This window comes from Shewanella decolorationis S12, from assembly GCF_000485795.1.
Classification (GTDB): Bacteria; Pseudomonadota; Gammaproteobacteria; order Enterobacterales; family Shewanellaceae; genus Shewanella; species Shewanella decolorationis.
On the sequence record NZ_AXZL01000057.1, the window covers coordinates 1 to 24,589 of the forward strand.

Genomic DNA, 24,589 nt, shown 5'->3' on the forward strand with positions numbered 1-24,589 from the left:
TATGGAGTTTATTGTCATTGTTTCCCCAGTGACTCGCCGTGAATATATCCCTATAGGCTCGACGGCGACATCCATGTCGCCAACGGTCACTGTAGACCCAATGCCAATTTTAACTACCCATTTGCGATATGTACGTAAAAAGCAAATGGACATAACTCAGTTTGGGACAAAAGCGAGCTAGATCTTTTACTCGAGTTCAGGCGTTTTGTATTAGGAAAAATAAGGGGATATTTAATGTTTCAAAAGGCAAGATCTAAGCCCTATGAATCTATATAGTCACTCAAGAATATAAAAGAAAACACAACCACTTTTAAGCGTAAGACTAGCCTCCTAAATCAATATCATAGGTCGTTGGAGAGTCGACACCAATCAAGAGCCTCAAACAACTGATTTTATGTCTGTAATTGCATCTAGTTTGATACAATGCAATCAAAATTGAATGAATACCCCACGTTTACCTCTTACTTATTATAAGGAAAGTAAAGATGGCCGAGTTGCATCTAATGTCTAAATCTGATGGAGATATCAAGACCCACGTTGTCTTTATACATGGGTTAGGTGGACACTACGAAAAGACTTGGCTTTCCTCTACTCCGGATAAAGGCTTTTGGCCTAACTGGCTTAGTGAAGAAATTGACAATATTGCCATTTGGTCGGTTGGATACTTAAACCCAATTTCTCGTTGGGGAAGCCTAAAAGCTATGCACTTTACCGACAGAGCAAAAGATATTCTGCACAGATTAAACCAAGAGCCATTACTCCGAGACGGAGAAATAATCTTTGTTGGTCATAGCATGGGAGGGCTGATGATCAAGCAAATGTTCCACTATGCGGATAGAAACTCAGAAGTACAAAGCTTAATGGGGCGAGTTACCAAAGTCAGCTTTCTAGCAACCCCACATAGAGGTTCTTCAGGTGCAGACTTGGCTGATAGGTTCCGAATCATTGCGTTACCATCCGTGGCTACAGCTTCTCTACTTAAAAATGATCCAAACCTACGTGAGTTGAACGAATGGTATAGAGCTTGGGTTCGTAATCGTGATATAGACCACCTGATACTCATGGAGAATCAGCCTTGCAAGCGCCTCCTAACAGTTGTTACTCCGGACAGTGCTGATCCGGGATTAAATACTGAGGCTTTACTTGTGGATGCTGACCACCTCAGTATTACTAAGTTCCCAAATAAACAAAGCCAAATTTACCAATATATAAAGAGCTTCGTGGTCAAAGAAACCAAGCCACCGCTATTACTATGGCTGGGATCTAAGTATCCAGAGGGAAGCCATGGCTGGCAAGGATATTCAAACTGGTCTAACTCCCCAAAGGGGATTGAGGAAACGTACATTGTTGACGAGCAAGTCCGCCTTTTCGACGTTTCCTCAAGTGATAAAGAAGGCAAAACCGGTATTGAAGCAATTCAATCTCTCAGAATCAGATTAGGGGCATCAGGTACCACTACCCGGCTTGTCGGTCTGTCTGGTGTGGGAAAAACTCGACTAGTCCAAGCTCTATTTGATGAGCGTGTGGGGGAACATCAGCTTCCCGCAGAGCAGGTGATTTATACCGATATGGGACACGCCCCAATTCCGACTCCAAGAGCAGTGATAGAGAAGCTGGTAGCTGAAGACAAGAAAGCTATTGTTATAATAGACAACTGCCCTCCCGAGCTACATCGGGATTTAGCACCAAGTTGCAAGAAAAGTATCAGTCTACTTACCATTGAATATGATATCCGCGAAGATCAGCCGGAAGGAACGGGTGTGCTATCTTTGGAACCAGCGTCCGATACCCTAATCACCAATTTACTAAAAGCTAGGTTCACACATTTAAGCGGTCAAGACGCAAGTAAAATAGCTGAGTTTTCTGGTGGTAATGCTCGGATTGCTATCGCATTAGCATCAACAGTGGAACAAGTAGAAAGCATATCTCATCTGAAGGATGATCAGCTTTTCAAGAGACTGTTCCACCAGCGTCATCAAGAAGAACACTCTTTGATGCAAGCTGCACAGGCTTTGTCCCTTGTTTACTCATTTCAATATAAAGACGATGAGAATCCGTTCTCGAGCGAGTTAGAACTTCTCAGTTGTGTATCCAGCACTCCCACAAAAACTCTCTACGAAAGTGCTCAAGAGCTAAAGCGCCGTAACCTCATTCAGCAACGAGGGATATGGATGGCGGTACTTCCGCATCCTATTGCAAACAGACTAGCAAAAGTCGCCATGCAAAATATTCCAGCAAACTTATTTGTTAGTTTCTTCAATGAAAGTACGGACAGACGTATCCTTAAGTCAGTATCTCGCCGAATTAGCTACCTAGATAACTGTGCAGAAGCTCAAGATGTTGTAGCAAGCTGGTTAAAACAGGGAGGGACAATCAGCAAACTTCTGGCTCGTGGCGAACAAGAGCTGGCTTTAACTATTTTGACAAACTCAGCACCAATAGCCCCCCAGGAAACGTTAGATTTCCTGATAAAACAGTCCGAGAATGACGCTAATTTCCTTACAAGAAAAAATCCAGAATTCTCACAATTGGCGGAGCTACTTAGAAGCTTAGCTTATGGGCCTGAACTTTTTCTTCAAAGTACTAAGTTACTAGCGGAGATTGCCACATCCGAAAAGAAAAATGAGAACTACAACTCCGTTAGAGATGTTCTGAAATCACTGTTTTATCTTTACCTATCAGGCACACATGCTAGTAAAGAACAAAGATTAAGCACCATCAATGAACTCATTGAATCCGGTGATGAATGCAAAATAGAAATCGGTTTTGAGTTACTTGACGCATCGCTAGAGTCTTCACATTTCTCATCGCATCATAGTTTCGACTTTGGTGCTCGCTCTAGAGACTATGGGTACCACCCTTCATCAAATCAAGAGTGCACCGAGTGGTATCAATTCTTTATTGAGTACACCGCATCATTAGCAAAACGTAATGATCCGCTTCATAAACACGCGAAGTCCACTTTAGCAGCTCATCTTAGTGAACTATTCCATAACAAAGCTCTCTGGAAAGTTTTAGAAGATGTAATTAACGTAGTGTTGTGTACCGGGGAATGGAGTGAAGGGTGGCTGCAGCTAGGCTCATTTCTACAATTCAACGCGAAGGATTTAGAAAACGCCGAAATTGGCATGATTAAAGGAATTCTAAATAGACTGCGCCCTACTTCTCTCGATGAACAAATACACATGTATTTGCTATCAATCCACAATAATTTTTATTGTTTGGAGACCACTGGTGAGGATGGTGAAAGTGAATTAAACGGTTATGAGATTGCTGAAGAAAACGCAGAAAAACTAGGAAAAGACTTATCTAAGTCACATCTGCTATACCTTGAATCAAAACTACCTGAAATATTGTCTACTCAGGGAGATTGGAGCCGGCACCATGCGTTTGGTGTTGGGTGCGCAAAAGGTGTAGATGACCACTTAAACTTCTGGGAAAAGCTTCTCGCCAACTTATCAGAAATCCCGTTTGAGAAACAGACAATCAATGTACTGCGCGGGTTCATTCGCCACCTAAGCCAAATCAGGCCCGAACTAACTAACTCGATTCTCGATAGTCTGTTGCATGATAAGCGAGCAAATAAATTGTTCCCTTATATACAGTTCTGCGTAACTCTCGATACCAATGCCGTAACTAGGCTAATTCAGGCTATTGAAATGCAGCAATCGCCAATTCATTTTTACCAATTTCTTGGGTATGGAAGAGTCCATGAAGCACTCGCGAATTCAACTCCGAAGTGCACCACTCGCTAAATTAGGCTGCCTTGCGTAATTCATTGAATACCGCAACAGGTTGCCTGAAGCCGAGGCACTTTCTCGGTCTGGCATTTAATGCCCGTTCAATCTCACTAATTTGCTTATCTGTTACCGTCCGCAAATCGGTGCCTTTCCGTATGTATTGCCGCAGCAAACCGTTGAAGTTTTCATTCAGTCCGCGTTCCCAGGACGAATAAGGGTTAGCGAAGTAGACATCCGTTTTAAGCTTTTCTGCGACCTGTTCGTGGTCACAGAACTCGCTGCCGTTGTCCGCAGTGATAGTTCGAACATAACCTCGATATTTCCACAGCATACCAACCATGGCCCGGGCTACATCGGCTGCGCTTTTCGCTGGCACTTTGCGTATCAGGTACAGCTTACTTTTTCGCTCAACCAGGCTGACAATCGCGCCCGTACCTTGCTTGCCCAGAACCGTGTCAGCTTCCCAGTCTCCGAACCGCTTTTTCTTGTTCACGATAGCGGGACGATGCTCTATGCCTACGCGATTCGGGATAATCACACGCTTCGCACGGTTACCTTTACGGTATCTTCGGTGACTCTGGCGGAGCTGTTTGTACAACTTGCCGCCGCATAATTTATCACGCTGGACATAGCCATAAATCCACTCGTGACTGACGTTATATCCGATGATTTTACCGACACCGGCTATTTGTTCCGGACTCCATTTCTCATTGAGACCGAACTCAACAAAGGTGATGGTCAGTCCAGATATTCTAGACTTCGCGGACTGACAACGGCGTTTTAGTGCCTTCGCCTGAGCGACTTCCGGCAAGTAATGGTTATCCCGAATTCGATTGCGATTTACTTCCCGGCTGATTGTGCTGTGGCTGACTTTCAGACGTTTTCCTATCTCCCGATAACTGAAACCCTCGCGTAAATAGGCCTCAATCTGGTATCGTTGTCCCTCGATCAACTGCTTGTAATTCATGGTAACTACTCATGTTTGTTTGGCGACTACAGAGTATCACCAACAGGCAGTTGATCTCTCCTCACCGTTTAACCATGAGTGGTGCACTTATTATCTGAATTCGGGCCAAGTAGTAATTCACTTTCTATATTAGGTAGCGCGCGCATAGCATAAGTTCTTATTGAATTAAAATTATCTTTAGAACTGCTATCATAATCATTGTAATTATAGCTAGATTGATTTCTCAGACGCCATAAACCAATATTTACTCCAGAATTAAACCCAGTATAAAATGCACGCATATCACCGCCATTACCCGAGCTATTTGTCTGATAAAGGTTGGTGTTATAGCTAATATATCCTGCAGTTTCTCCCATGTTCCATAATTCAGGATGCACATATCCTCTAGGGGATTTTTGCATATAAGCTTGGGGAATTGTTATGTCTAACTTCAATCTTTCAACGTCGAATTTAGCTGTTGCACCATTTACAGTCAGCTCAGGTGCTTGACATTGTTTATCTAGTAATTCTTGATTGATATAGGTAGAAATGACTGGTGATATTTTCCAAAAATTGGCATCAAGACATGGATAGATTTCATTTTCACCTTCCTTCACAAAATCAACAATTTGCCGACTTACGCGTGTGCCATTAATATAAATATCAACCTGATATTTCCCTGGTGTAGCCTGTCCTACCGTATTAAAACGGGCGAGGTAGCTCTCTCCGTAGCCACCACCCAAAAGCAAGCTATCATCGAAAGTAAACTCCTGAAAATCATCCTCTTTAAGCTCGTCGGCAATCAATAAAGGCGCAACACCAAAATTGCAATAAAACAAGCCCAATAAGGATAACTTTGTGGCCAATGTAATACACTTTCTCATAATAGACATTTCACTTAATTTTATTATTTTATTTCATATTCATACTTTATAAACCCACCAAAATCATTGACGATAGTGAATTTAACTTTCATTGGATGAATAGAAACAAACTGTTGATTATACACCTTAATAAGCTTATTCCCTTTTGGCTCAACCATATCAACAGGAACTTTAAGCTCTTGATTACCAGAGATAAGTTTCACGTCAACAAATGAAGCGTAAAAAGGTGATTTATTAATAACATCAACCTCAATACCACCATTTATTTTATTTACGTTAAAGCTAATTTCTCTTCCAACATTTTCAGGATTAGATTTAATCTCGACTGGCCTATAAAAAATCTTAACTCTGTTTTTCAGCATAACTAACATCTGGTTTTCACCGGCATTATCTTTAGATAATGGGGGAATTTGTAGAAAGTTAAGATAAAACAAGCTCTCTCTATCTTTAGGCAGTTCTCCACCACTATATATTAAGCGGAACAACTGTCCTCGATTAGGCTCTATTCTGAAGATCGCTGGCAAAGCTAAAAATGGACCATCTGCATTTTCAGGAGTAGACTCAGAATTATTAATATCTGTCCAAACCTGAACTACGTTTGGAAAACTATCATTATTTTTTAACTGAACACTACGCTCTTTAGCATCACTGGGATAAATTACTCGAGTATTGGTCATCACAACACTTGCACTCGATGGGAAAACAATAATTAGCAATGAAATTAGAACTGATAAGCGCACAGATAAAGGAAGAATTGACATATTATTTCCACAAAACCGGAGTGCTCACTCAGAGAGCTGAGTGAGCAAGAGTAGAATTTGGCTTTAATTACAGGTAAGAAATCGCGTATTGAACAGAGCTAACTACGGTACCTGCTGTTGCTGCACCTTCAGCATAATATTGAACAGCAAAGTCATGTGATGCAGTGCTATCACCAGCGGCTACATTCAAGCCATCAACTGTTGCAACACCAGTCAAATCAACAGCATTACCACCAACAGCATCTAAAATTTGTAGCGATACGTTTGTTGCAGTACCTGTGTTACCTAAGTTACCAGCTGCAGTAACGCTGTTACCAACGAAAACAGTTTTAATTGGAAGAGCTTGAGTAGCATTGATAGTACAACCACTTACAGACAGAGTGAATGGTGTTTCACCAGCAACAGAGCCAGCGGCAGCTAAATCAGCAGTTGAAACTGTTGGTAATAATACCGTTGGATTAGCGGTTGCACCATTGATAGCAACTTCACAAGTTTGATCAGAAACTTCACCTAAGAAAGTAATAGTATTATTTGCGTGAGCATTAGCGCCAAATAAAGCAGTTAAAACTAGTGCAGAAAGAGTTAATTTTTTCATCAGAAATTCGATCCCATAAAATTGTTAATGATACAATGGGTTTACTTATTAAACCTGCGTATACAATAGCAATAATATCCAGCAGTCCCCATAGGACTAACCTTGCACTGCTGTAGGAAATGTCTGATCAACTAATATCAAATATATAGGCAGCCTTAAATATTATGGCTGCCTATAATTAAACGAAGTTACTATTAGTTATAATTAAATGAAATCATCACTTCATTTCTATCCAACTGATTAAAGACCAGTGAGTTTATTTGGCTAAAATTAGTAGGAATATTTTTGGCAATGCCATCAAGAGAAGATACTTCGGAAAAATTAAAGGATATTAGTTGAGTGTCGAATTGATGTGTAGATTGATTATAACAACTGATGGAAGATAAATCAGAGTAGCAACTAGGTTCTGCCACCTCACCTCGAAATGTAAGGGTACTAAACTCTGTTGCAGCTACCACTGAATTCAAACCCACAATGAGTAGTGCAGCACTACAGAGCTTGCCCCAAAATGTTAATTTTCTCATAAAGCACCTCTTCCGGCGTTAAGGACACATGATAAGTATCGGCCAGAATAGAGATGTCTGAAGCTAATTTTTCAAAATTAACAACAAATTATTTACTATGAATAACTGATTAAATTTTCAGATGACACACTAAAATTTAATATAAATATGAAATTTTAAACTTTAATTTAGTATACTTCCTCCATAAAGCTCTGAATTATTTAATTCTATTGTGTGTTTTTTCCACTGAATATAATAGATATTTGATATATTACTCGGCAATAGCCAACGAACTCTATCATCCTCTAAGAAGTATGGAATTTCATTAAAATCAAGAAATTCAACCAACTTTTGCAATGAAAATTGGCAAACAACAACAATCGATCCTAAAAAGTCGCTTAGGGTAATATCTCTCATATCACAGGGCATACCCTTGCTTAATAGCCAAAATAGGCTCTGCTGATACGCCTCAATCGAGGCCCCATTTCTGAAAGCAACTCCCCAACCAGGCTCTGAAGATAGGGCTAATTTGGAAACCATAGTGACCATAATTATCTGACCTACATATTGATGAAAAAACCGCAAAATGGGTATTAAACTTTGCCATGTTAGATTTGAATTCCCTGTTGATTTTATCCATAACGACTCAATCTAACTCCCTAAAGCATCCTTACCAAATGACAAAGCCAAACCCATAATGCGGAGAGCAACACTATCGATATCAAGCTTCGATAATCACTTTTGAATGAGGCTCAAAAGTAAACATATTTTAAGAAGGATTCACTAGAGAATGCTGTAGGACAATTCCGTTAATAACGACGAAAAACCTTAGAAAGAGTTAAATATGCTATAAACAAACTAATTTTCACCATCATTAGTGAAATCTAGACAACAAAAAACCTGCCGAAGCAGGTTTTTGATATCTTGTCTTGAAAGAAAACGTAGCCTAATTAGGCTTCCATACAAGCCTTAAGCTTGTTCATGGCGTTTTTCTCTAACTGGCGAATGCGCTCAGCCGAGACTTGATAGGTTTCTGCTAATTCCTGCAGTGTGGTTTTATCATCATCTAACCAACGGGCACGCAGAATGTGCTGGCTACGCTCGTCTAAGGTTTTGATGGCCGATAATAAACGACCTTGGGCATTGGATTCCCAGTTATCGTTTTCGATATTTTCGGCTAAATCCGATGAATGGTCCTCAAGATAATGCACAGGGGCAAAATCCTGCTCATCATCGCTATCACTGCTCAGGTCAAACGCAGGATCCTGCGCTGCCATACGTGATTCCATCTCAGTCACATCGGCCTTAGATACACCTAAGTTTTCTGCCACCATTGCGACTTCATCATCGCTAAACCAACCGAGGCGAGTTTTTGCTTTACGGATATTAAAGAACAACTTACGTTGTGCTTTTGTGGTTGCGACTTTAACAATGCGCCAGTTTTTCAGCACATACTCATGAATTTCGGCTTTAATCCAGTGCACAGCAAAAGACACTAGACGGACACCCACATCGGGATCGAAGCGCTTAACCGCTTTCATCAGACCGATGTTGCCTTCTTGGATCAAATCCGCCTGTGGCAGACCGTAACCTGAATAGCCCTTGGCAACATGCACCACAAAACGTAAGTGCGACATAATCAGTTGCTTAGCCGCTTGCAGATCACCCGTTTCCTGCAAACGCTTGGCTAACTCATACTCAGTCTCAGCGTCTAACATTGTCATGCTAGTCACTGAATGGATATAAGCTTCTAAACTACTGCTGCCCTGAGGGACTGTTAGTGCCATTGATTGCGTTTGAAAGGTCATTCGCGCTCCTACTTTCTTGCTACTTATCAAATATAAGTCGATTTCATCCTGTGGCTTAACTCAAAACACCTTAAGGATGAGCTGACGAACTATCGGCTAATTGACAGAGTATGTCAACCTTCGCTCGTCTGGGATGTTACTTTTAACCCCGTTGAATAGACATTGCAAGTGAACAAAAGTTCATCGCTTGCCTTATCTAGCCGCATTTTTAAACGATAAGCGATTGATCATTAAGAGGGTTCAATCGCTCTTAAATGTTGTCGTACCGAAAGGTAAGAGCCCAGCCAACCTAAGAAGGAGGCTAAGCCCACTAATTGTAGCAGTTCGGTAAAGGTCAAAGACTTCATCTCTAACTGACTGCCGTACAAACCGAGCAGTTCGGCTAGCGCTGAATCCAGATACCAAACCAATAAGTTAATAATAAGCCAAGCCAATATGCCGCCAATCACTCCGTACCAAATGCCGGTATAAAGGAAGGGGCGCTGAATAAAGGACTCTGTAGCGCCGACAAGTTTCATCACTTCAATTTCGGTGCGACGGTTCATAATCGCCAAGCGAATGGTGTTACCTATTACCAACACCACGGCGAGCACCAGTAAGGCCGCAATCGCCATCACGGTACGTTCGAGCAAGCGCACCACTGCTTGCAGACGCTCTAGCCATTCGATATCTAAGCGGCCAAAGCTGATCTCAGGCTCGCGTTCTAACTTAGATAACAACTCACGGGCACCCACGGGGGTGGAATAACGCTGGGTCGGCGTTACGGTAATGACCGCTGGCAGCGGGTTTTTATCGAGATAGGCTAACGCCTCACCAAACCCCGACAGGCGCTGAAACTCTTCGAGCGCTTGATTGCGGTCGATATACTGTACCTTTTCCACTTCGGCATAGGCTCGGATGCGGGTCAGCAAGCTTTGGATCGTCTGCTCGCTGCGATTCTCATCGATAAACAGTGAAATCTCCGCCGCGCTGTTCCAAGAGCTGGTAATGGTCTCGGCATTTTTAACTAACACTTGCAGCGCCGCAGGCAAGCTTAAACTCACTCCGAGAACCGCCATGGTCATCAGCGAAGAAACGGGGCTGCGCCACAGCTCACCCATACTCGCCATGGCTTGCTGCACATGACGAATAAAAAACATCACGATACGCCCCGAGATGGGCAACTTACTGCGCGTTAGTTTGGCGTTGTCACTCATTGCGCATCACCTCGAGCAGTCGCGTGTCCATGGTGTAATTCCTGTGCGCCAAGCATGCGCCCTTGTTTCAGGGTAAAAGTGCGGTACTTCATCCGCGCGATCAGTCCTAAATCGTGGGTGGCAATAAGCACGCTAGTGCCCGCATCGTTAAAGGTTTCGAATAAGCGCAAGATATCCATCGACAACTTAGGGTCTAAGTTGCCCGTCGGTTCGTCGGCCAACAATAGTGGCGGTTTATTCACAATGGCGCGGGCGATACCGACACGTTGCTGCTCACCACCGGATAACATGATGGGGTTATGGCGCTCTTTGCCATACAAACCCACCATATCCAGCGCGCCAGCGACACGCTTACGGATCTCGCCGTGGGAGAAACCTTCAATCACTAACGGTAAGGCAACGTTGTCGAATACGCTTCTATCCATCAATAGATGATGGTTTTGGAAAATCATCCCAATATTGCGGCGCAAATAGGGCACGTGTTTAGGGCTGATTTTGGCAATATCATGGCCATTAATCGCTACCCGGCCAGTGGTTGCGCGCTCGATCACTGTGATTAATTTCAACAGGGTACTCTTACCCGCGCCCGAATGGCCGGTTAAGAATGCCATTTCACCTTTTTGTAGATGAAAATTCACCTCTTCCAGTGCCATTTGGCCACCAGGATAAATCTTACTGACCTGCTGAAAATCAATCATAAATTAGCTATCCGCTTTCTCTTGAGTGAACAAGGCATCAATAAATTCTTTAGAATTAAAGGTACGCAAATCATCAATTTGCTCACCTACGCCAATATAGCGCAGCGGGATTTTAAATTTGTCGGCAATCGCAAACACCACACCGCCCTTGGCGGTACCATCGAGCTTGCTGATGGTCATGCCGGTAACGCCCACAGCCTCTTGGAATAGCTGCGCTTGGCTAATGGCATTTTGGCCCGTGCTCGCATCTAAGGTCAGCATCACTTCGTGCGGTGCCTCTGGGTCGAGTTTCTTCATCACCCGCACCACTTTCTTTAACTCTTCCATCAGGTGCGATTTGTTTTGCAGACGACCGGCAGTATCGGCAATCAAAATATCAATCTTACGGGCCTTAGCCGCTTGCAACGCATCGAAGAGTACCGAGGCGCTGTCGGCGCCCGTATGCTGAGCCACCACGGGAATGTTATTACGTTGACCCCAAACCTGTAATTGCTCGACGGCTGCTGCGCGGAAGGTATCGCCCGCCGCTAACATCACAGACTTACCTTGGCGCTGGTATTGCTTCGCCAGTTTACCGATAGTGGTGGTTTTACCCACGCCGTTAACACCAACCATTAAAATCACATAGGGGCCGTTAGCATTTTCAGGCACTAAGGGAATCGCCACTGGGTCAAGCGTTTTCTGCATTTCATCACGCAGTAAATCGTAGAGTGCTTCGGCATCCTTTAATTGCTTGCGGGACGCGTGTTCGGTCAGGCTCTGGATAAGGCGTGAAGTGGTTTCGACACCCACGTCGGCGATTAATAGCTGCTCTTCCAGCTCTTCAAACAGATCATCATCAATTTTTTTACCACGGAATAACCCGATGAAACCGCTACCAATATTTTCGCTGGTTCGCATCAGGCCGCGTTTTAGGCGCGCGAAGAAGCTTTCTTTGGCGGGTTTTGCCTGGGGTTCGGGTTGTTGCTCAAGGGGCTGTTCAGCTTGGATCTGCGCAGCGGCAATGCGCTCTGCTTCTGCTTGGGCTGCTGCCTGTTCTGCAGCAACTCTTTCCGCTTCGGCTTTTTCTGCGGCTAACTGTTCTTCCTGTGCTTGCTCCGCCGCTAAACGCGCGGCTTCGGCGGCCTGTTGTTCTGCTAAACGTGCAGCTTGCTCTTCAGCAATACGCTGCGCTTCCGCTTGAGCTTTTGCGGCTTGTTCTGCTGCAACTCTTTCTGCTTCGGCTTTTTCTGCTTGTGCTTTTTCAGCGGCTAACTGCTCCGACTGAGCTTGCTCTGCCGCTAAACGCGCGGCTTCTGCAGCCTGTTGTTCAGCTAAAAGTGCAGCTTGCTCTTCAGCAATACGCTGCGCTTCTGCTTGAGCTTTTGCGGCTTGTTCCGCAGCAATTCTTTCCGCTTCGGCTTTTTCTGCTTGTGCTTTTTCAGCGGCTAACTGCTCAGCCTGCGCTTGCTCCGCCGCTAATTTATCGGCTAGCGCCTGCTCGGCAGCGGCTTTTTCAGCCGCAAGACGGGCTTCTTCAGCTTGCTGCTTTGCTAATGCTTCGGCTTGCTCGGTTTGCGATGGAGTAGAGACTGGGGTTTGCTCGACAACCTCATCTTGTGATTTATCTTTACGAAACCAGGAGAAAAAACCTTTCTTTGCCATGTGTAATTCCAGCGCTCTACTTCAGTGTTGAATTTAAAATAAGACCCTGCCGTTATACCAGATTACCGCGGCAATTACGCCCAAAAAGTCGGCAATTAGTTCTGCTCTATCAGCCTTCTCACCTTTTACGAGGAGTTTGATATAAAATAGTGGCCTTTATTAAGGTGGCATAGTCTACCACTTTCTTTCTTCAGGCAAAATCACGGGGGCACTTTGGCTAATAATCGTGCAAACAACAAGCAAGTGACCAAGAGTCAAACCGCCAACAAGAAAGCCGGTAGTGGCCAAGTGCGGATCATTGCCGGGCAATGGCGTTCACGCAAACTGCCTATCCACGATTTAGACGGCCTGCGGCCGACCACAGATAGAGTCCGTGAAACCCTATTTAACTGGCTCGCCAATGATATTGCCCACGCAAGGGTGCTCGACTGCTTCGGAGGCAGCGGCGCCTTGGCGCTTGAGTCTCTCTCGCGCTACGCCAGTTACGCCAAGATTATCGAGTTGCAACGTCCTGCCGCCATGCAACTTAAAGCGAATCTCAATACCCTCAAGTGCGACAATGCGGAGGTACTCAACGCCGATACTTTAGTCGTGCTGCAAAATGGCTGTGAGCAAGGGTTTGATGTGGTGTTTATCGATCCACCTTTCCGTAAAGGCTTGGCAGAAAAAACCATTCAGCTATTGGATAGCAAAGCTTGGCTTAATGATGGTGCGCTAATTTATGTGGAGATTGAGTCAGAATTAACTCAAATGGCAGTCCCTGCGACTTGGCAACCGCTCAAAGACAAGACCGCAGGACAAGTTAGCTATCGTTTATATCAATACCAAGCCGAAGACACTTCGGCTAACACCGAGGAATAGCATGTCGTTTCTGATCAATATGGGTAAAGCTATCACCCTAATCGCGTGGTTGATGATGGCTTATAACCTTGTTATGCCTTTTGCAGGTAATATCGGCATTATTCTCAATATCTTACTTGGCATTACTTGTTTGATGCATTGCTTCCAAGTCGCCATCTTCCATATGCTGTTTAAAAATCTGCTGACGCTGCGCAAACAAGATTATCTGCAAGTGTTTATCTTCGGCGTATTTAGTTTATTGAGCTATCGTCGACAGGTGTTGGCGCAGGCGAAAGCGCACTAAAGCGCTGCCGAAATGCACTCGGTGTTAAACCGGTAATACGAGTAAACGCTTTGCGACAGGCACTCACATCCTCATAGCCCACTTGGTGCGCTATGGTCTCGAAACTCAAAGAACTATTTTCAAGTAAGTCACAGGCCTTTTGGATCCTGAGTTTTTGCAGGTATTCATTAGGCTTATGCCCTGTCGCTTTTACAAAACGTCGCAAAAAAGTTCGCTCGCCCATGCAGCACTGCTGCGCCAAAGCCGCAACACTTATCGGCTGACCATAGTCGGTTTGTAGGCGATTTTGCAGATTCAAGATAACAGCATCCCCATGATCTCGCTTAGGTAAAAACTGTTGGTAATAACGTTGTTCACGCCCGCCGGTGTCGATAACGAGGTACTTGCCTAGTTGGCGCATGACTTTCACATGGCAAAACTGCGCCACTAACTCTAGCCCCAAGTCGAGCCAGGACATCATGCCAGCAGCAGTGATGATATCGCCCTCGTTGACCATGATTTTCTCGATATCGAGTTTCACCTGTGGGTATTGAGCCTGAAACGCTTCCACTAATCCCCAATGGGTTGTCGCTTTGCGGCCATCGAGTAACCCCGCGGCGGCCAGCACAAATGCTCCTGCACAGGCGGAGCAGAGGATAGCGCCTTGGGCATGTTGCTGTTGTAACCATAATCGCAATGAAGGCGCCGCGTTAAAGTAGAACTCAGTTTCTATGCTCGGCGGGATAATCACTAACTGATAGCACTCTTCGAGACTCATCTCCTCTAGGGATAACCGAGTCACTGCAAAACTGCTTGAGCTTAGGGATTTATTTTCGTCAGCTAACATCAGCTTATTAGCCACCAGCAACATCTCTTCTAAGCCAAATACGGCTGAAGTTAAGCAACCGGGTATGGCTAATATCGCCACTTTTAATGGGGATGGCTCGGCAAAGTTTGTCAATTTAAGCACCATAGATGTCATTTCTGCCACTCTTAATAGGCATGAATCTACCGCAAACTCTCCTTCGAAGACATCTTTTGCAAGAGAAGACGAACAGGAGAAAATTATGTCGAGCTTAAATAAGATCCCAGCGAACAGCGCCTTAGTGATTATTGATGTGCAGAATGACTACTTTGCCCATGGGGCTTACCCACAATGGCAAGTCGATGAGGCATTAGCGCGCACTTTGCACTCAGTGCAGCGTGCCCAGCAACAGGCGATACCTATTATTCTCGTGCAGCATATTGCCGATACGACTCAGGGTGAGGCGCCCTTTTTTAACCCAAACACCCAAGGAGTCGAAATCCATCCAGCGCTTTTAGCAGAGCTCCCCAATGCCCCTATTGTGGTAAAACAATTTGCCGACAGTTTTGATGGCACAGAGCTGGTCAACTTACTCCAAGCTATGCAGATCAAGCATTTACTGTTATGCGGCATCATGACGCAAAACTGCGTGACCCATACGGCGTTATCGCCCGCGGCACAGGCCTATTCAGTGCAAGTGATAGCCGATGCCTGCACTGCTCCCACGCAAATGGTGCATCAAATTTCGCTAAGCGCCTTGTCCCGCAGAGTGGCATTAATCAATAGCCAAGACTTATAAGACAGAAAGCAAAAAGCCCTCTTTCGAGGGCTTTTAATTTTAATATCAAGCTATTGAAGTGCTAAACCTTATCCTTTTGGATAGGGGTGAGCAACACCTTTGTGGCAGTCCACACAGGTCTTTCTTGCTTCAGGATCTTTCTTGAAGTTGTTGGTGTGCATTCTCACAGCCATTGGCTTCATGGTTTCAGGTTGATTTTCATAAATACGAGTATGGCAATGTTGACAGTTAGCAGAGTCGTTACCACGGAAGTAAGCTAATGCTTTGTCAGCTTGCTCTTTACGGTTTTCGTCTAACCAAGCTTGAGTGTTAAAGCCATCGATCGTTAAGAAACCATATAAGTCTTTAGATACGATGATTTTCTTGATCAAGTAATCCACTGGGGCATGTGGTAAGTGGCAGTCTTGACATTGTACAGTCACACCAGCACGGCCACCGCCATGGGCAGAAGCTAACACTTCATTTTTCAATGAGTGGTTGCTATGGCAGCTCATACAGAATGCGTCTTCGCTTGTCGCATGTAAGGTTTGTTGGGTTGCAAAATAGCCGACAACACCGATAACAATACCGACGACGATCAGCGCCAGGATGGAATATTTTGCGCTTGGTTTAAATAGTGCACGCCAGTTCATCACTCTATCTCCAAAAATATTGTCAAAATTAGTTTTTATAAGACTATTTTATGTTTTTTCATTTATTAGAAATTTGATTTTAAGCCTAAAAATGCCGATTAATTTAAACTTTAAAGCGCAAAATGAGACTTAGGTCTAACTCTGAATACGACAACCCGCACAATCCAGCTTAGCAGGGCTTCAAGGTACTTCAACTATCACTAATACATTAATCATTATGCTAAGCGGTAAATGATTAAGTACCACCTTAAGAAGCTAAGCCAATGAAATCATTTTTAGAATACAAAAATGTGATCAAGACGACATTTAACCTGCAAAGCCACAGTGTGATACATAAAAAAACAAAATGAGTATGAAACTTTTCACCAACTTTAATGGTCATTAGAGGTAGACATTATTTTAAGTGAGTTTTTATGGCTAAGTTTTGGATCACCATAGCACTGTTATTTTCACTTATCGCCCAATCGGCGATGGTGAATGCTATGCCAACTTCAGCGATGAATGACTTCCACGATACGCCCAGCATGCAGATGGTCGATGGCAAGATGAAGGGTACTATGCCCGATTGTCCTTCGGACGAATGCATGCTGCATTGCCAAGACTCCCTCACCAACCACTGTAAAACCCATTGTCTCGCACAACTTTATCTCTCTACGTCACAACCCCAACTCGCACTGATGAACCATGCGAGTAAGCGTATTGCAGTCCAAAGCTGGGCGATTCAAACGGCCGATCTCGGGTTAACCACACCCCCTCCCAACTCCAATTTGCTGTAACCGATCTGTTTTAAGTTTTAGCAATTAAATCGATTCAATATTCCGCGATGATGACGCCACGATTGCGCGCTCACGCGATATAGCAAATTTTTGGAGTTTATTATGAAAACCACTTTAATCAACAAAACCTTAGTTGGCGCGACTTTAATCATGAGCACTCTGGCGATTAGCATGACGGCTAACGCAGCAACCCTAAAAGGTACAGAAACACTCAATGTTGTCAGCATTAATGGTCAAGCCACTAAAGCGTTTAAACCCGTTGAACTGCCCGAAGGTAAAGTACTGGTTGAAGTTAAATATCAAGATGTATTCAACTACCGTGCGGACGATAGTGGCACTTGGGTGAAGTCGGAACCTTTATTCTTTACCTTAGATGTTGCATCTCAGTCTAATTACCAAATTAGCACGCCTAAATTAGTCAGTGAGGCAGATGCGAGACGTTTTATTAAAAATCCCAGCATTCAATTAAGTGTGGATGATGCGACGCCACAGCCACAGCCATTGCAAAACCACAGCCAATTAATGGCGGATATGTTGGAAAACCATCCCTCAAAATAATTAAACCGTAGGAGTTTATAAACAGGGGCATTAACTGAAATGTGAGTTAACTCATTGCAGGATAATGCCTCTATGCTAAAATCGAGCCGTTCATTATTTGGAATATTTATGCATCACACACTAGGTCGTTCACTATTAGTCATATTCACTTTACTCGCACTCGTCGGGCAAAGTGTTGCGTCTAATGGTCACGCGATGGTGATGCGCTCTATGGAAATGAGCGCTATGGTTCATAACCCTTCCAGCCAAGGAATGGACCATGCCGCCATGATGCAGATGAACACAGAGAACCGAGCTGATTCAGGTGCAATGGCCAGTACAGATTGCTGTAACGATCAAATGCTTCCCGGCGCGAAGCAGCACTGCTGTGATGGCACCACATCTTGTCTTAATGACTGTGGACATTGTTTAACGATTTCAGTTGCCGGCACTCTTTTCAGCCCACACCTTTGGCCCAGTGTTGGACTGAGTGATACCCCAGTGGCCACTCCTATGCCTCATTTCCACTCTATCTCCCTGTCTTCGGCCTTCAAACCGCCGATAGCCTAGCCTCATTGTGCCCTTTTTTCAGGGCGAACAAAGCTAACAATTTATTTCGCCGTTTATTGTGGTGCACCAACAACTCAGCACCCAGAGTAAAGCAAAAGCGTAGTACTGATCCCGCTGACCGCTATGGCAGCCCTATTCGCGCAGGTTATCTGCGCAGAATAATACCAGTCACGTTTTATGCACTCATATTCGGCTACCAAACCCGATGGAGTGAACAATATGAAAACCTTAACTAATCTTGCCTTAGTTGCATTTTTAATGACCAGCACCAGTGTGTTTGCTACGGCAACGCCCCATGAGCACCACCATGACAATGCAGCGCCACAGGAACAAGCTCAAACCTATGTTTGCCCTATGCACCCAGAAGTGACAGGTAACAAAGGTGACACTTGCCCTAAATGTGGCATGAATTTAGAGCCAAAAGCGACTGAAGAGAAAATGGCTGACGGTGCAATGCACAAAGACCACGCGCACCACTAAGCTAGGCTGGAGATGAGGCATATGAAGCAATTTAATAAAGTAAAAAAGCCGGGCCCTAAGGCTGTATTGATACTCAGCAGCCTACTGATGGGGACGCCTTGGTTAACCCAAGCGCAGCTCGTTAATGCCGCAACACAAGCTGAAGCGGGCCACGAACATGCGCACGATACTAACAGCGCAAATCAAGTCAAAACCTACACTTGCCCAATGCACCCCGAGGTTGAAAGTCACGAACCCGGTCGTTGCCCTAAGTGCAATATGTTCCTCGTTGAGAAGGAAGAAGAGGAAGAGGCAAGCACTGCCAGCCAACATGCGGATCATCAAGCCAGTGGCGCAAGCCAAAATGCAGCGCAAGTCTTTGATACACCAACGCCTAAAGCCAATAACTTAGTCAAGAATCAAAGTTTAGGGGCAACCATAAAATACGTCTGCCCTATGCACGCCCACATTATTAGTGATGTGCCAGGCACTTGCCCTATCTGTGGCATGAATTTAGAAAAGGTTGAAACCGGCGGTAATACCCAAGAAATCAACCTCAATGTCTCTGGCAGCATGCAACAGGCACTCGCCCTGAAAGTGGCCGAAGTGAAACGCGATACCCTGTGGAAATTTGTCGAAACTGTGGGCCAAATCGACTACGACGAGAGCCAAATCAACCATGTGCACGCCCGTGTTACTGGCTGGATTGAGAAGTTGATGATCAAATCCGTTGGCGACTCAGTCAAAAAAGGCCAGCTGTTATACGAGATCTATTCACCCGATCTGATTAACGCCCAGGATGACTATCTGTTAGCGCTCGATACCGCCAAGTCTGCGGGTAACGGTAGCCGTTATCAGGATTTAGTCCGTAAAGCGGGATTACGCTTGTCACTACTTGGGATGAATGAAAAGCAAATTCAACAACTTGCAGACTCACGTCAGACCCAGTACCGCGTGCCTTTCTATGCCCTGCAAGATGGCATAGTCAAAGCACTCGATGTGCGCGATGGCATGTATATCCAACCCTCTACTGAGGTGATGTCGGTTGTCGACCTTTCCAAAGTGTGGGTGATCGCCGATGTGTTTGAAAACGAGCAAAGCTGGATTGCCCTAGGGCAGAAAGCCGAAGTCTCTGTGCCCGCCATGAATATCAGCGGTATCGAAGGCACAATTGACTATATCTACCCAGAGCTTGACCCCATCACCCGCAGCTTAAGAGTGCGTGTGGTGCTGAATAATACCGATGTATCCCTCAGACCTAAGACGCTTGCCAAGGTATCGCTCTTCGGCGGGCCCAATAAAGATGTGTTAGTGATCCCGCAGGAAGCCCTGATCCAAACGGGTAAAGAAAACCGCGTGATAGTAAAACAGGCCGACGACAGCTTTACCGCTAAGGCCGTGACAGTCGGCATGATGAGCCAAGGTAAGGCCGAGATAGTCTCGGGTCTCAGTGAAGGTGAACGCGTGGTGACATCGGGACAATTCCTACTCGACTCCGAGGCCAGCCTCAAGGGCAGCTTAATGCGTCTAAGCAGCGGCCATCAGCACTAGGAGCGGATTATGTTGAAATATATTATTGAGTCCTCGATCAGACAAAGGCTCATGGTGTTGATTATCGCCATGATGATCACTGTCTGGGGGATACAGGAGCTGCGTAAAACGCCGCTCGATGCCCTGCCGGACTTATCCGACGTACAGGTGATTATTAAGACTCCTTATCCGGGTCAAGCGCCAAAATTGGTTGAAGAACAAGTAACTTACCCACTCTCAACCGCCATGTTAGCGGTGCCCGGTGCAAAAACCGTGCGGGGTTTCTCGATGTTTGGTGACTCTTATGTGTATGTGATCTTCGAAGATGGTACCGACATCTATTGGGCACGTTCACGGGTGTTGGAGTATTTAAGCCAGATCAGCAGTCGCTTACCTCAAGGGGTACAACCCTCACTCGGCCCCGATGCCTCAGGCGTGGGTTGGGTATTTGAGTACGCACTGGTCGATCGCTCCGGCAACTTAGACCTGTCTCAGCTCAAGAGCTTGCAAGATTGGTATCTCAAACTCGAGCTACAAAGTGTTGCCGGCGTCTCCGAAGTTGCGACCGTCGGCGGCATGGAACAAACCTATCAGATCGTGCTTGAGCCAGACAAAATGGCGATTTACAAGCTCGATATCGCCGCCGTTAAGCAAGCGATCGATAAAGCCAACAGCGAAGCAGGTGGTTCTGTGGTCGAAATGGCCGAAGCCGAATACATGGTGCGCGCTAAGGGTTATCGCCAAACCTTAGAGGATTTCCGTGAAATTCCTTTAGGGATCACTAGCCCATCCGGCACAGGCTTGTTGCTTAAGGATGTTGCGACCGTCCGTAAAGGCCCAGCTTCTCGCCGTGGTATTGCCGAGCTAGATGGCGAAGGCGAAGTCGTGGGCGGTATTGTGGTCATGCGTTACGGTGAAAACGCCCTCGCGACTATCGATGCCGTCAAAGCCAAGCTTGAAGAGTTAAAAACCGGTCTGCCTGACGGCGTGGAAATCATTCCAACCTATGACCGTTCGCAACTGATCCAAAAGTCCGTCGACAACCTATTCAGCAAAGTGGTCGAAGAAATGCTGGTCGTGGGCTTAGTGTGTCTGCTGTTTTTGCTGCATGCGCGCTCAACCTTAGTGGCCGTTATCACCTTGCCGCTGTCGATTCTCATCGCCTTTATCGTGATGAACAAAATGGGCGTGAATGCCAACATCATGAGCCTTGGCGGTATCGCCATTGCTATCGGTGCGGTCGTTGACGGTGCCATCGTTATGATCGAAAACCTGCACAAACATTTGGAGCATTTTAAAGCCGAGCACGACCGTGAGCCTTCGGTAAAAGAGCATTGGCGCATTGTGACCGAGGCCTCGATTGAAGTCGGCCCAGCGCTATTTTTCTCGCTGATTATCATCACCTTAAGCTTTGTGCCCGTCTTCGCGCTAGAGGCGCAAGAAGGACGCTTATTCGCACCGCTCGCCTATACCAAAACCTTTGCTATGGCGGCGGCCGCGTTTTTATCTATCACCTTAGTGCCGATTCTCATGGGTTACTTTATCCGTGGGAAAATCCCAAGCGAGCGCAGTAACCCTATCAGTCGCGTGCTGATTGCCCTGTATCAACCGACATTAAAACTGGTGCTTAAGTTCCCTAAAGTCACCATAGTGCTTGCCTTAGTGGCATTAGCGAGTGCTTGGTATCCCATGACGCGCATGGGCAGTGAGTTTATGCCCGCCCTCGAAGAGGGGGATTTGCTCTATATGCCAACGGCACTGCCTGGGATCAGCGCCAGTAAAGCCGCCGAAGTGCTGCAACAGACCGACCGTTTGATTAAAACCGTCCCTGAAGTGGCCCGCGTATTCGGTAAAGTCGGCCGCGCCGAAACCGCAACCGATCCCGCGCCGCTGACCATGCTCGAAACCACGATTATGCTCAAACCCCATGACGAATGGCGTGAAGGCATGACCTTAGACGGCATCATTAATCAGCTACAGCAAACGGTGAAAGTGCCAGGCCTAACCAACGCTTGGGTGCAACCAATTAAAACTCGTATCGATATGCTGTCGACAGGGATTAAAACCCCCGTGGGGATTAAGATCACCGGCGCCGATGTCAATGAGCTACAAACCCTAGGCGCTAAGATTGAGGCTATCTTAAGTAAAGTGCCGCACACCAAATCGGCCTACGCCGAACGCAGTGGTGGCGGTCGCTATATTGATATCAGCCCCAAACTCGATGTAGCCGCCCGCTATGGCATGACACTACAGGATATCCAAGATGTAGTACGTTACGCGATTGGCGGTATGGATATTGGCGAGTCGGTGCAGGGCTCAGAGCGCTACCCCATCAACCTGCGTTACCCACGCGAACTGCGTGACAATATCGAGAAACTGCGCGAACTGCCGGTGATCACTAAATCAGGCCATTATTTGCCACTGCGTAATTTGGCCGATATCGAAATTACCGATGGCGCACCAATGCTTAAGAGTGAAAACGGCCGGTTAATCTCGTGGGTGTTTATCGATATCGAAGGCACTTCGATTGGTGAATATATCACGGCCGCCAAAACAGCCTTGGATGAGGAACTCGTGGTCCCAGCCCGTTACAGCTACAGCTTTGCGGGTCAGTACGAGTATATGCAGCGAGTCGACGCTAAACTCAAGCAAGTGATCCCCATGGCACTCGGGGTAATCTTTATCCTACTGATGATGACCTTTGGCTCGACCATGCAGGCCAGCATTATTATGCTCAGCCTTCCCTTCGCCCTCGTGGGTAGCACTTGGTTGTTGTATCTACTCGGCTACAACATCTCGGTCGCCGTCGCGGTGGGGATGATCGCCCTTGCGGGGGTCGCCGCCGAATTCGGAGTGGTAATGTTGGTGTACCTCAATAACGCCATCAAACATCGGCAGGAGAAGAATACCTACCACACAGTCGAGGACTTAAAAGAAGCCTTGATTGAAGGTGCAGTAATGCGTATTCGACCTAAAGCAATGACAGTAGCAACCATCTTCTTCGGCCTTTTGCCCATCATGTGGGGCGCAGGTTCGGGTAACGATGTAATGCAAAAAATCGCCGCCCCTATGGTCGGCGGTATGGTGACAGCACCGATATTGTCGCTGTTTGTTCTGCCTGCACTGTATCTGTTGATCTACGCTCGCCAAATCAATAAAGCAGAATAACCCTTTGCTTTAACTCACCATAACCCCTAGCGAGATTAGCGCTAGGGGTTATGTTTTTTGAATTCAAAGTAGTTTTTCAGTCAATATCCTATTCGCGTATTCGGTAATTTCACTGCACAATAGCGGCTTGCAACACCATATGTTTGTGCCACCGCCATAGCAGAAAGGACGCCAGCGAATGACAGCTTTATTTTCTCTTCCCATCCACAACCGCGCAGGTATTTATCGCCATAGCTTTGGCCTACTGGGGCTGTTGTTGATAGGTTTTACGCCCATCGCCCTTCAGGCGGCCCCTGCCTCGGGAGAGTTTGTCGCCAATAAGCGCTGCGAACTGTTTCAGTCTAAAAATAAACAAACCAATCCCGATGATTGGCAGAGCAATATTGGCGAGCGTTATCCCGTTGCCGAAATTTTAGGTAACAGTGCCAACCCCGATTGGCTTCGGGTGCGAACTAATGCCAACAGCTCGCCACTGCGTTGGATAAAAGGTGATTGCGGACAATACAATGCCGCAGCTACAGCGCCCGCCGAATCCATAGCGACCGCTCAGCCCACAGCGAATGTCGAGCCCGCGCAAACAAGCCTCACTAGCGAGAGTGCAGCGGTTAAGAGTGAAAACCCGCAAGAACGTGGCACGCCAGAGAAGCGCCAAGGCAATGTGTGCCAAATCGAGGATAACTACGACTCCAATGTGCTCGCCCTGAGTTGGCAGAGCACCTTTTGCGAACTCTATGGCAGCCGTAAACCCGAGTGCCGCGCCTTAAGCCAGAACAGTGATGCGCCTCAGTGGCAACACTTTAGCCTGCATGGCCTCTGGCCGAATCGTCAGCAATGTGGCACCCGTTACGGCTTTTGCAGCAGCGTGAAACAACAACCGAGTGATTTTTGTGATTATCCCGAGGTGACGCTCAATGCCTCCGTCCAAAAAAATCTCGAGGAAGTGATGCCAAGCGCCCGCTACGGCAGCTGTTTAGAGCGCCATGAATGGTGGAAACATGGCACCTGTCGCAACCAAGACCCTAATGACTACTTCTTTCTCGCGACTCAGCTGACGCAGGAAGTGAATGCCTCGGCATGGGTGCAACAATTCATCCATGAAAGAATCGGTAAAAAAGTGACTCAACAGGAGCTAAATCAGAGCTTTGATGCCAGCTTTGGCCAAGGTGCGCACACTAAAGTCACCCTAGACTGCGCCAAAGGACTCTTGAGTGAAATCCGCATTAACCTGCCTCAAGTCATCAACAACTACGACTCTTTGCCGAGTCTGCTCGCGAAGGCGCCGAAGGCGAAAAAAACCAATTGCCCGGCCACACTGTTTATCGACAATCCAAACTAACCGCATACAGCCAGTGGCGAGGTATATCGCCACTGGCAACCGCTTATAAACAAGAGGCTAAAAACGGTTATCCCTCCCA

Annotated in this window: 24 protein-coding genes; 12 read left to right on the forward strand and 12 right to left on the reverse strand. The window is 46.0% G+C overall.

Annotated features, from left to right (window positions below):
- Window position 1: 1 nt before the first annotated feature.
- Window positions 2-181, forward strand: a complete 180-nt coding sequence (locus SHD_RS22270) for a hypothetical protein (protein WP_023266418.1) — start codon at window positions 2-4, stop codon at window positions 179-181.
- A 304-nt stretch (window positions 182-485) separates the two neighbouring features.
- Window positions 486-3,755: an esterase/lipase family protein gene (locus SHD_RS06745; protein WP_023266419.1), complete on the forward strand. Its 3,270-nt coding sequence runs from the start codon at window positions 486-488 to the stop codon at window positions 3,753-3,755.
- A gap of 1 nt (window position 3,756) precedes the next feature.
- Here SHD_RS06745 and SHD_RS06750 read toward each other — a convergent pair whose 3' ends face one another.
- From SHD_RS06750 to ftsY, 10 genes are all read right to left on the reverse strand, one after another.
- Window positions 3,757-4,707 carry an IS30 family transposase gene (locus tag SHD_RS06750; RefSeq protein ID WP_001107060.1) on the reverse strand — a complete coding sequence of 317 codons (951 nt, stop codon included), beginning with the start codon at window positions 4,705-4,707 and terminating at the stop codon, window positions 3,757-3,759.
- A 68-nt stretch (window positions 4,708-4,775) separates the two neighbouring features.
- Window positions 4,776-5,552 (reverse strand): FimD/PapC N-terminal domain-containing protein, encoded by a 777-nt coding sequence (locus tag SHD_RS06755; RefSeq protein WP_039977744.1) that lies wholly within the window; start codon window positions 5,550-5,552, stop codon window positions 4,776-4,778.
- A 41-nt stretch (window positions 5,553-5,593) separates the two neighbouring features.
- Window positions 5,594-6,331: a fimbrial biogenesis chaperone gene (locus SHD_RS06760; RefSeq protein WP_023266421.1), complete on the reverse strand. Its 738-nt coding sequence runs from the start codon at window positions 6,329-6,331 to the stop codon at window positions 5,594-5,596.
- Window positions 6,332-6,398: 67 nt separating this feature from the next.
- Entirely contained in the window at window positions 6,399-6,926 is a 528-nt protein-coding gene (locus tag SHD_RS06765) for a fimbrial protein (protein ID WP_023266422.1), read from the reverse strand.
- A gap of 194 nt (window positions 6,927-7,120) precedes the next feature.
- A complete protein-coding gene (locus tag SHD_RS06770; protein ID WP_023266423.1) occupies window positions 7,121-7,450 on the reverse strand; it encodes a hypothetical protein in 330 nt (109 codons plus the stop codon).
- Between the two features lie 162 nt (window positions 7,451-7,612).
- A complete protein-coding gene (locus SHD_RS06775; protein ID WP_023266424.1) occupies window positions 7,613-7,978 on the reverse strand; it encodes a hypothetical protein in 366 nt (121 codons plus the stop codon).
- 401 nt (window positions 7,979-8,379) lie between these two features.
- Window positions 8,380-9,237 (reverse strand): RNA polymerase sigma factor RpoH, encoded by an 858-nt coding sequence (gene rpoH / locus SHD_RS06780; protein WP_023266425.1) that lies wholly within the window; start codon window positions 9,235-9,237, stop codon window positions 8,380-8,382.
- Between the two features lie 230 nt (window positions 9,238-9,467).
- Window positions 9,468-10,433, reverse strand: coding sequence for a permease-like cell division protein FtsX (gene ftsX / locus SHD_RS06785; RefSeq protein WP_023266426.1), 966 nt, complete (start codon window positions 10,431-10,433; stop codon window positions 9,468-9,470).
- On the reverse strand, window positions 10,430-11,131 hold the full coding sequence (ftsE, locus tag SHD_RS06790; protein ID WP_011624494.1) for a cell division ATP-binding protein FtsE: 702 nt from the start codon (window positions 11,129-11,131) through the stop codon (window positions 10,430-10,432). Before ftsE ends, ftsX begins: the two co-directional genes overlap by 4 nt.
- A 3-nt stretch (window positions 11,132-11,134) precedes the next feature.
- On the reverse strand, window positions 11,135-12,775 hold the full coding sequence (ftsY, locus tag SHD_RS06795) for a signal recognition particle-docking protein FtsY (protein ID WP_023266427.1): 1,641 nt from the start codon (window positions 12,773-12,775) through the stop codon (window positions 11,135-11,137).
- A gap of 213 nt (window positions 12,776-12,988) precedes the next feature.
- Between ftsY and rsmD the strand changes: the two genes are divergently transcribed.
- Window positions 12,989-13,636, forward strand: coding sequence for a 16S rRNA (guanine(966)-N(2))-methyltransferase RsmD (gene rsmD, locus SHD_RS06800; RefSeq protein WP_023266428.1), 648 nt, complete (start codon window positions 12,989-12,991; stop codon window positions 13,634-13,636).
- Between the two features lies 1 nt (window position 13,637).
- Window positions 13,638-13,919 (forward strand): DUF1145 domain-containing protein, encoded by a 282-nt coding sequence (locus SHD_RS06805; RefSeq protein WP_023266429.1) that lies wholly within the window; start codon window positions 13,638-13,640, stop codon window positions 13,917-13,919.
- Here the strand turns inward: SHD_RS06805 and SHD_RS06810 are convergent.
- Window positions 13,867-14,880, reverse strand: a complete 1,014-nt coding sequence (locus tag SHD_RS06810) for a GlxA family transcriptional regulator (RefSeq protein ID WP_161629205.1) — start codon at window positions 14,878-14,880, stop codon at window positions 13,867-13,869. The two genes, SHD_RS06805 and SHD_RS06810, sit on opposite strands and share 53 nt — an antisense overlap.
- A gap of 85 nt (window positions 14,881-14,965) precedes the next feature.
- Between SHD_RS06810 and SHD_RS06815 the strand changes: the two genes are divergently transcribed.
- Window positions 14,966-15,502, forward strand: a complete 537-nt coding sequence (locus SHD_RS06815; RefSeq protein ID WP_039977747.1) for a cysteine hydrolase family protein — start codon at window positions 14,966-14,968, stop codon at window positions 15,500-15,502.
- Window positions 15,503-15,570: 68 nt separating this feature from the next.
- Here the strand turns inward: SHD_RS06815 and cymA are convergent, their stop codons facing one another.
- Window positions 15,571-16,134, reverse strand: a complete 564-nt coding sequence (gene cymA / locus SHD_RS06820; protein ID WP_023266432.1) for a NapC/NirT family cytochrome c CymA — start codon at window positions 16,132-16,134, stop codon at window positions 15,571-15,573.
- Window positions 16,135-16,547: 413 nt separating this feature from the next.
- Here cymA and SHD_RS06825 point away from each other — a divergent pair, with 413 nt between their 5' ends.
- The 7 genes from SHD_RS06825 to SHD_RS06855 all read left to right on the forward strand — a co-directional run bounded on the left by SHD_RS06825 (window position 16,548) and on the right by SHD_RS06855 (window position 24,510).
- Entirely contained in the window at window positions 16,548-16,910 is a 363-nt protein-coding gene (locus SHD_RS06825) for a hypothetical protein (RefSeq protein WP_023266433.1), read from the forward strand.
- 102 nt (window positions 16,911-17,012) lie between these two features.
- Window positions 17,013-17,468 (forward strand): DUF2057 family protein, encoded by a 456-nt coding sequence (locus SHD_RS06830; protein WP_023266434.1) that lies wholly within the window; start codon window positions 17,013-17,015, stop codon window positions 17,466-17,468.
- A 72-nt stretch (window positions 17,469-17,540) separates the two neighbouring features.
- Entirely contained in the window at window positions 17,541-18,017 is a 477-nt protein-coding gene (locus SHD_RS06835) for a hypothetical protein (RefSeq protein WP_011624501.1), read from the forward strand.
- Between the two features lie 219 nt (window positions 18,018-18,236).
- Window positions 18,237-18,497: a heavy metal-binding domain-containing protein gene (locus SHD_RS06840; protein ID WP_023266436.1), complete on the forward strand. Its 261-nt coding sequence runs from the start codon at window positions 18,237-18,239 to the stop codon at window positions 18,495-18,497.
- Window positions 18,498-18,518: 21 nt separating this feature from the next.
- Entirely contained in the window at window positions 18,519-20,027 is a 1,509-nt protein-coding gene (locus tag SHD_RS06845; protein WP_023266437.1) for an efflux RND transporter periplasmic adaptor subunit, read from the forward strand.
- Window positions 20,028-20,036: 9 nt separating this feature from the next.
- Window positions 20,037-23,174, forward strand: coding sequence for an efflux RND transporter permease subunit (locus tag SHD_RS06850; RefSeq protein ID WP_023266438.1), 3,138 nt, complete (start codon window positions 20,037-20,039; stop codon window positions 23,172-23,174).
- A 178-nt stretch (window positions 23,175-23,352) separates the two neighbouring features.
- Window positions 23,353-24,510, forward strand: coding sequence for a ribonuclease T2 (locus SHD_RS06855; RefSeq protein ID WP_023266439.1), 1,158 nt, complete (start codon window positions 23,353-23,355; stop codon window positions 24,508-24,510).
- Window positions 24,511-24,589 lie beyond the last annotated feature (79 nt).

Excerpts from the sequence above, each read along its gene's own strand:
- SHD_RS22270 (WP_023266418.1), top strand. The coding sequence starts at position 2 with ATGGAGTTTATTGTCATTGTTTCCCCAGTGACTCGCCGTGAATATATC.
- SHD_RS06745 (WP_023266419.1), top strand. The coding sequence starts at position 486 with ATGGCCGAGTTGCATCTAATGTCTAAATCTGATGGAGATATCAAGACC.
- SHD_RS06750 (WP_001107060.1), bottom strand. The coding sequence starts at position 4,707 with ATGAATTACAAGCAGTTGATCGAGGGACAACGATACCAGATTGAGGCC.
- SHD_RS06760 (WP_023266421.1), bottom strand. The coding sequence starts at position 6,331 with ATGTCAATTCTTCCTTTATCTGTGCGCTTATCAGTTCTAATTTCATTG.
- SHD_RS06765 (WP_023266422.1), bottom strand. The coding sequence starts at position 6,926 with ATGAAAAAATTAACTCTTTCTGCACTAGTTTTAACTGCTTTATTTGGC.
- SHD_RS06770 (WP_023266423.1), bottom strand. The coding sequence starts at position 7,450 with ATGAGAAAATTAACATTTTGGGGCAAGCTCTGTAGTGCTGCACTACTC.
- SHD_RS06775 (WP_023266424.1), bottom strand. The coding sequence starts at position 7,978 with ATGGTCACTATGGTTTCCAAATTAGCCCTATCTTCAGAGCCTGGTTGG.
- rpoH (WP_023266425.1), bottom strand. The coding sequence starts at position 9,237 with ATGACCTTTCAAACGCAATCAATGGCACTAACAGTCCCTCAGGGCAGC.
- ftsX (WP_023266426.1), bottom strand. The coding sequence starts at position 10,433 with ATGAGTGACAACGCCAAACTAACGCGCAGTAAGTTGCCCATCTCGGGG.
- ftsE (WP_011624494.1), bottom strand. The coding sequence starts at position 11,131 with ATGATTGATTTTCAGCAGGTCAGTAAGATTTATCCTGGTGGCCAAATG.
- ftsY (WP_023266427.1), bottom strand. The coding sequence starts at position 12,775 with ATGGCAAAGAAAGGTTTTTTCTCCTGGTTTCGTAAAGATAAATCACAA.
- SHD_RS06805 (WP_023266429.1), top strand. The coding sequence starts at position 13,638 with ATGTCGTTTCTGATCAATATGGGTAAAGCTATCACCCTAATCGCGTGG.
- SHD_RS06810 (WP_161629205.1), bottom strand. The coding sequence starts at position 14,880 with ATGACATCTATGGTGCTTAAATTGACAAACTTTGCCGAGCCATCCCCA.
- SHD_RS06815 (WP_039977747.1), top strand. The coding sequence starts at position 14,966 with ATGTCGAGCTTAAATAAGATCCCAGCGAACAGCGCCTTAGTGATTATT.
- cymA (WP_023266432.1), bottom strand. The coding sequence starts at position 16,134 with ATGAACTGGCGTGCACTATTTAAACCAAGCGCAAAATATTCCATCCTG.
- SHD_RS06825 (WP_023266433.1), top strand. The coding sequence starts at position 16,548 with ATGGCTAAGTTTTGGATCACCATAGCACTGTTATTTTCACTTATCGCC.
- SHD_RS06830 (WP_023266434.1), top strand. The coding sequence starts at position 17,013 with ATGAAAACCACTTTAATCAACAAAACCTTAGTTGGCGCGACTTTAATC.
- SHD_RS06835 (WP_011624501.1), top strand. The coding sequence starts at position 17,541 with ATGCTAAAATCGAGCCGTTCATTATTTGGAATATTTATGCATCACACA.
- SHD_RS06840 (WP_023266436.1), top strand. The coding sequence starts at position 18,237 with ATGAAAACCTTAACTAATCTTGCCTTAGTTGCATTTTTAATGACCAGC.
- SHD_RS06845 (WP_023266437.1), top strand. The coding sequence starts at position 18,519 with ATGAAGCAATTTAATAAAGTAAAAAAGCCGGGCCCTAAGGCTGTATTG.
- SHD_RS06850 (WP_023266438.1), top strand. The coding sequence starts at position 20,037 with ATGTTGAAATATATTATTGAGTCCTCGATCAGACAAAGGCTCATGGTG.
- SHD_RS06855 (WP_023266439.1), top strand. The coding sequence starts at position 23,353 with ATGACAGCTTTATTTTCTCTTCCCATCCACAACCGCGCAGGTATTTAT.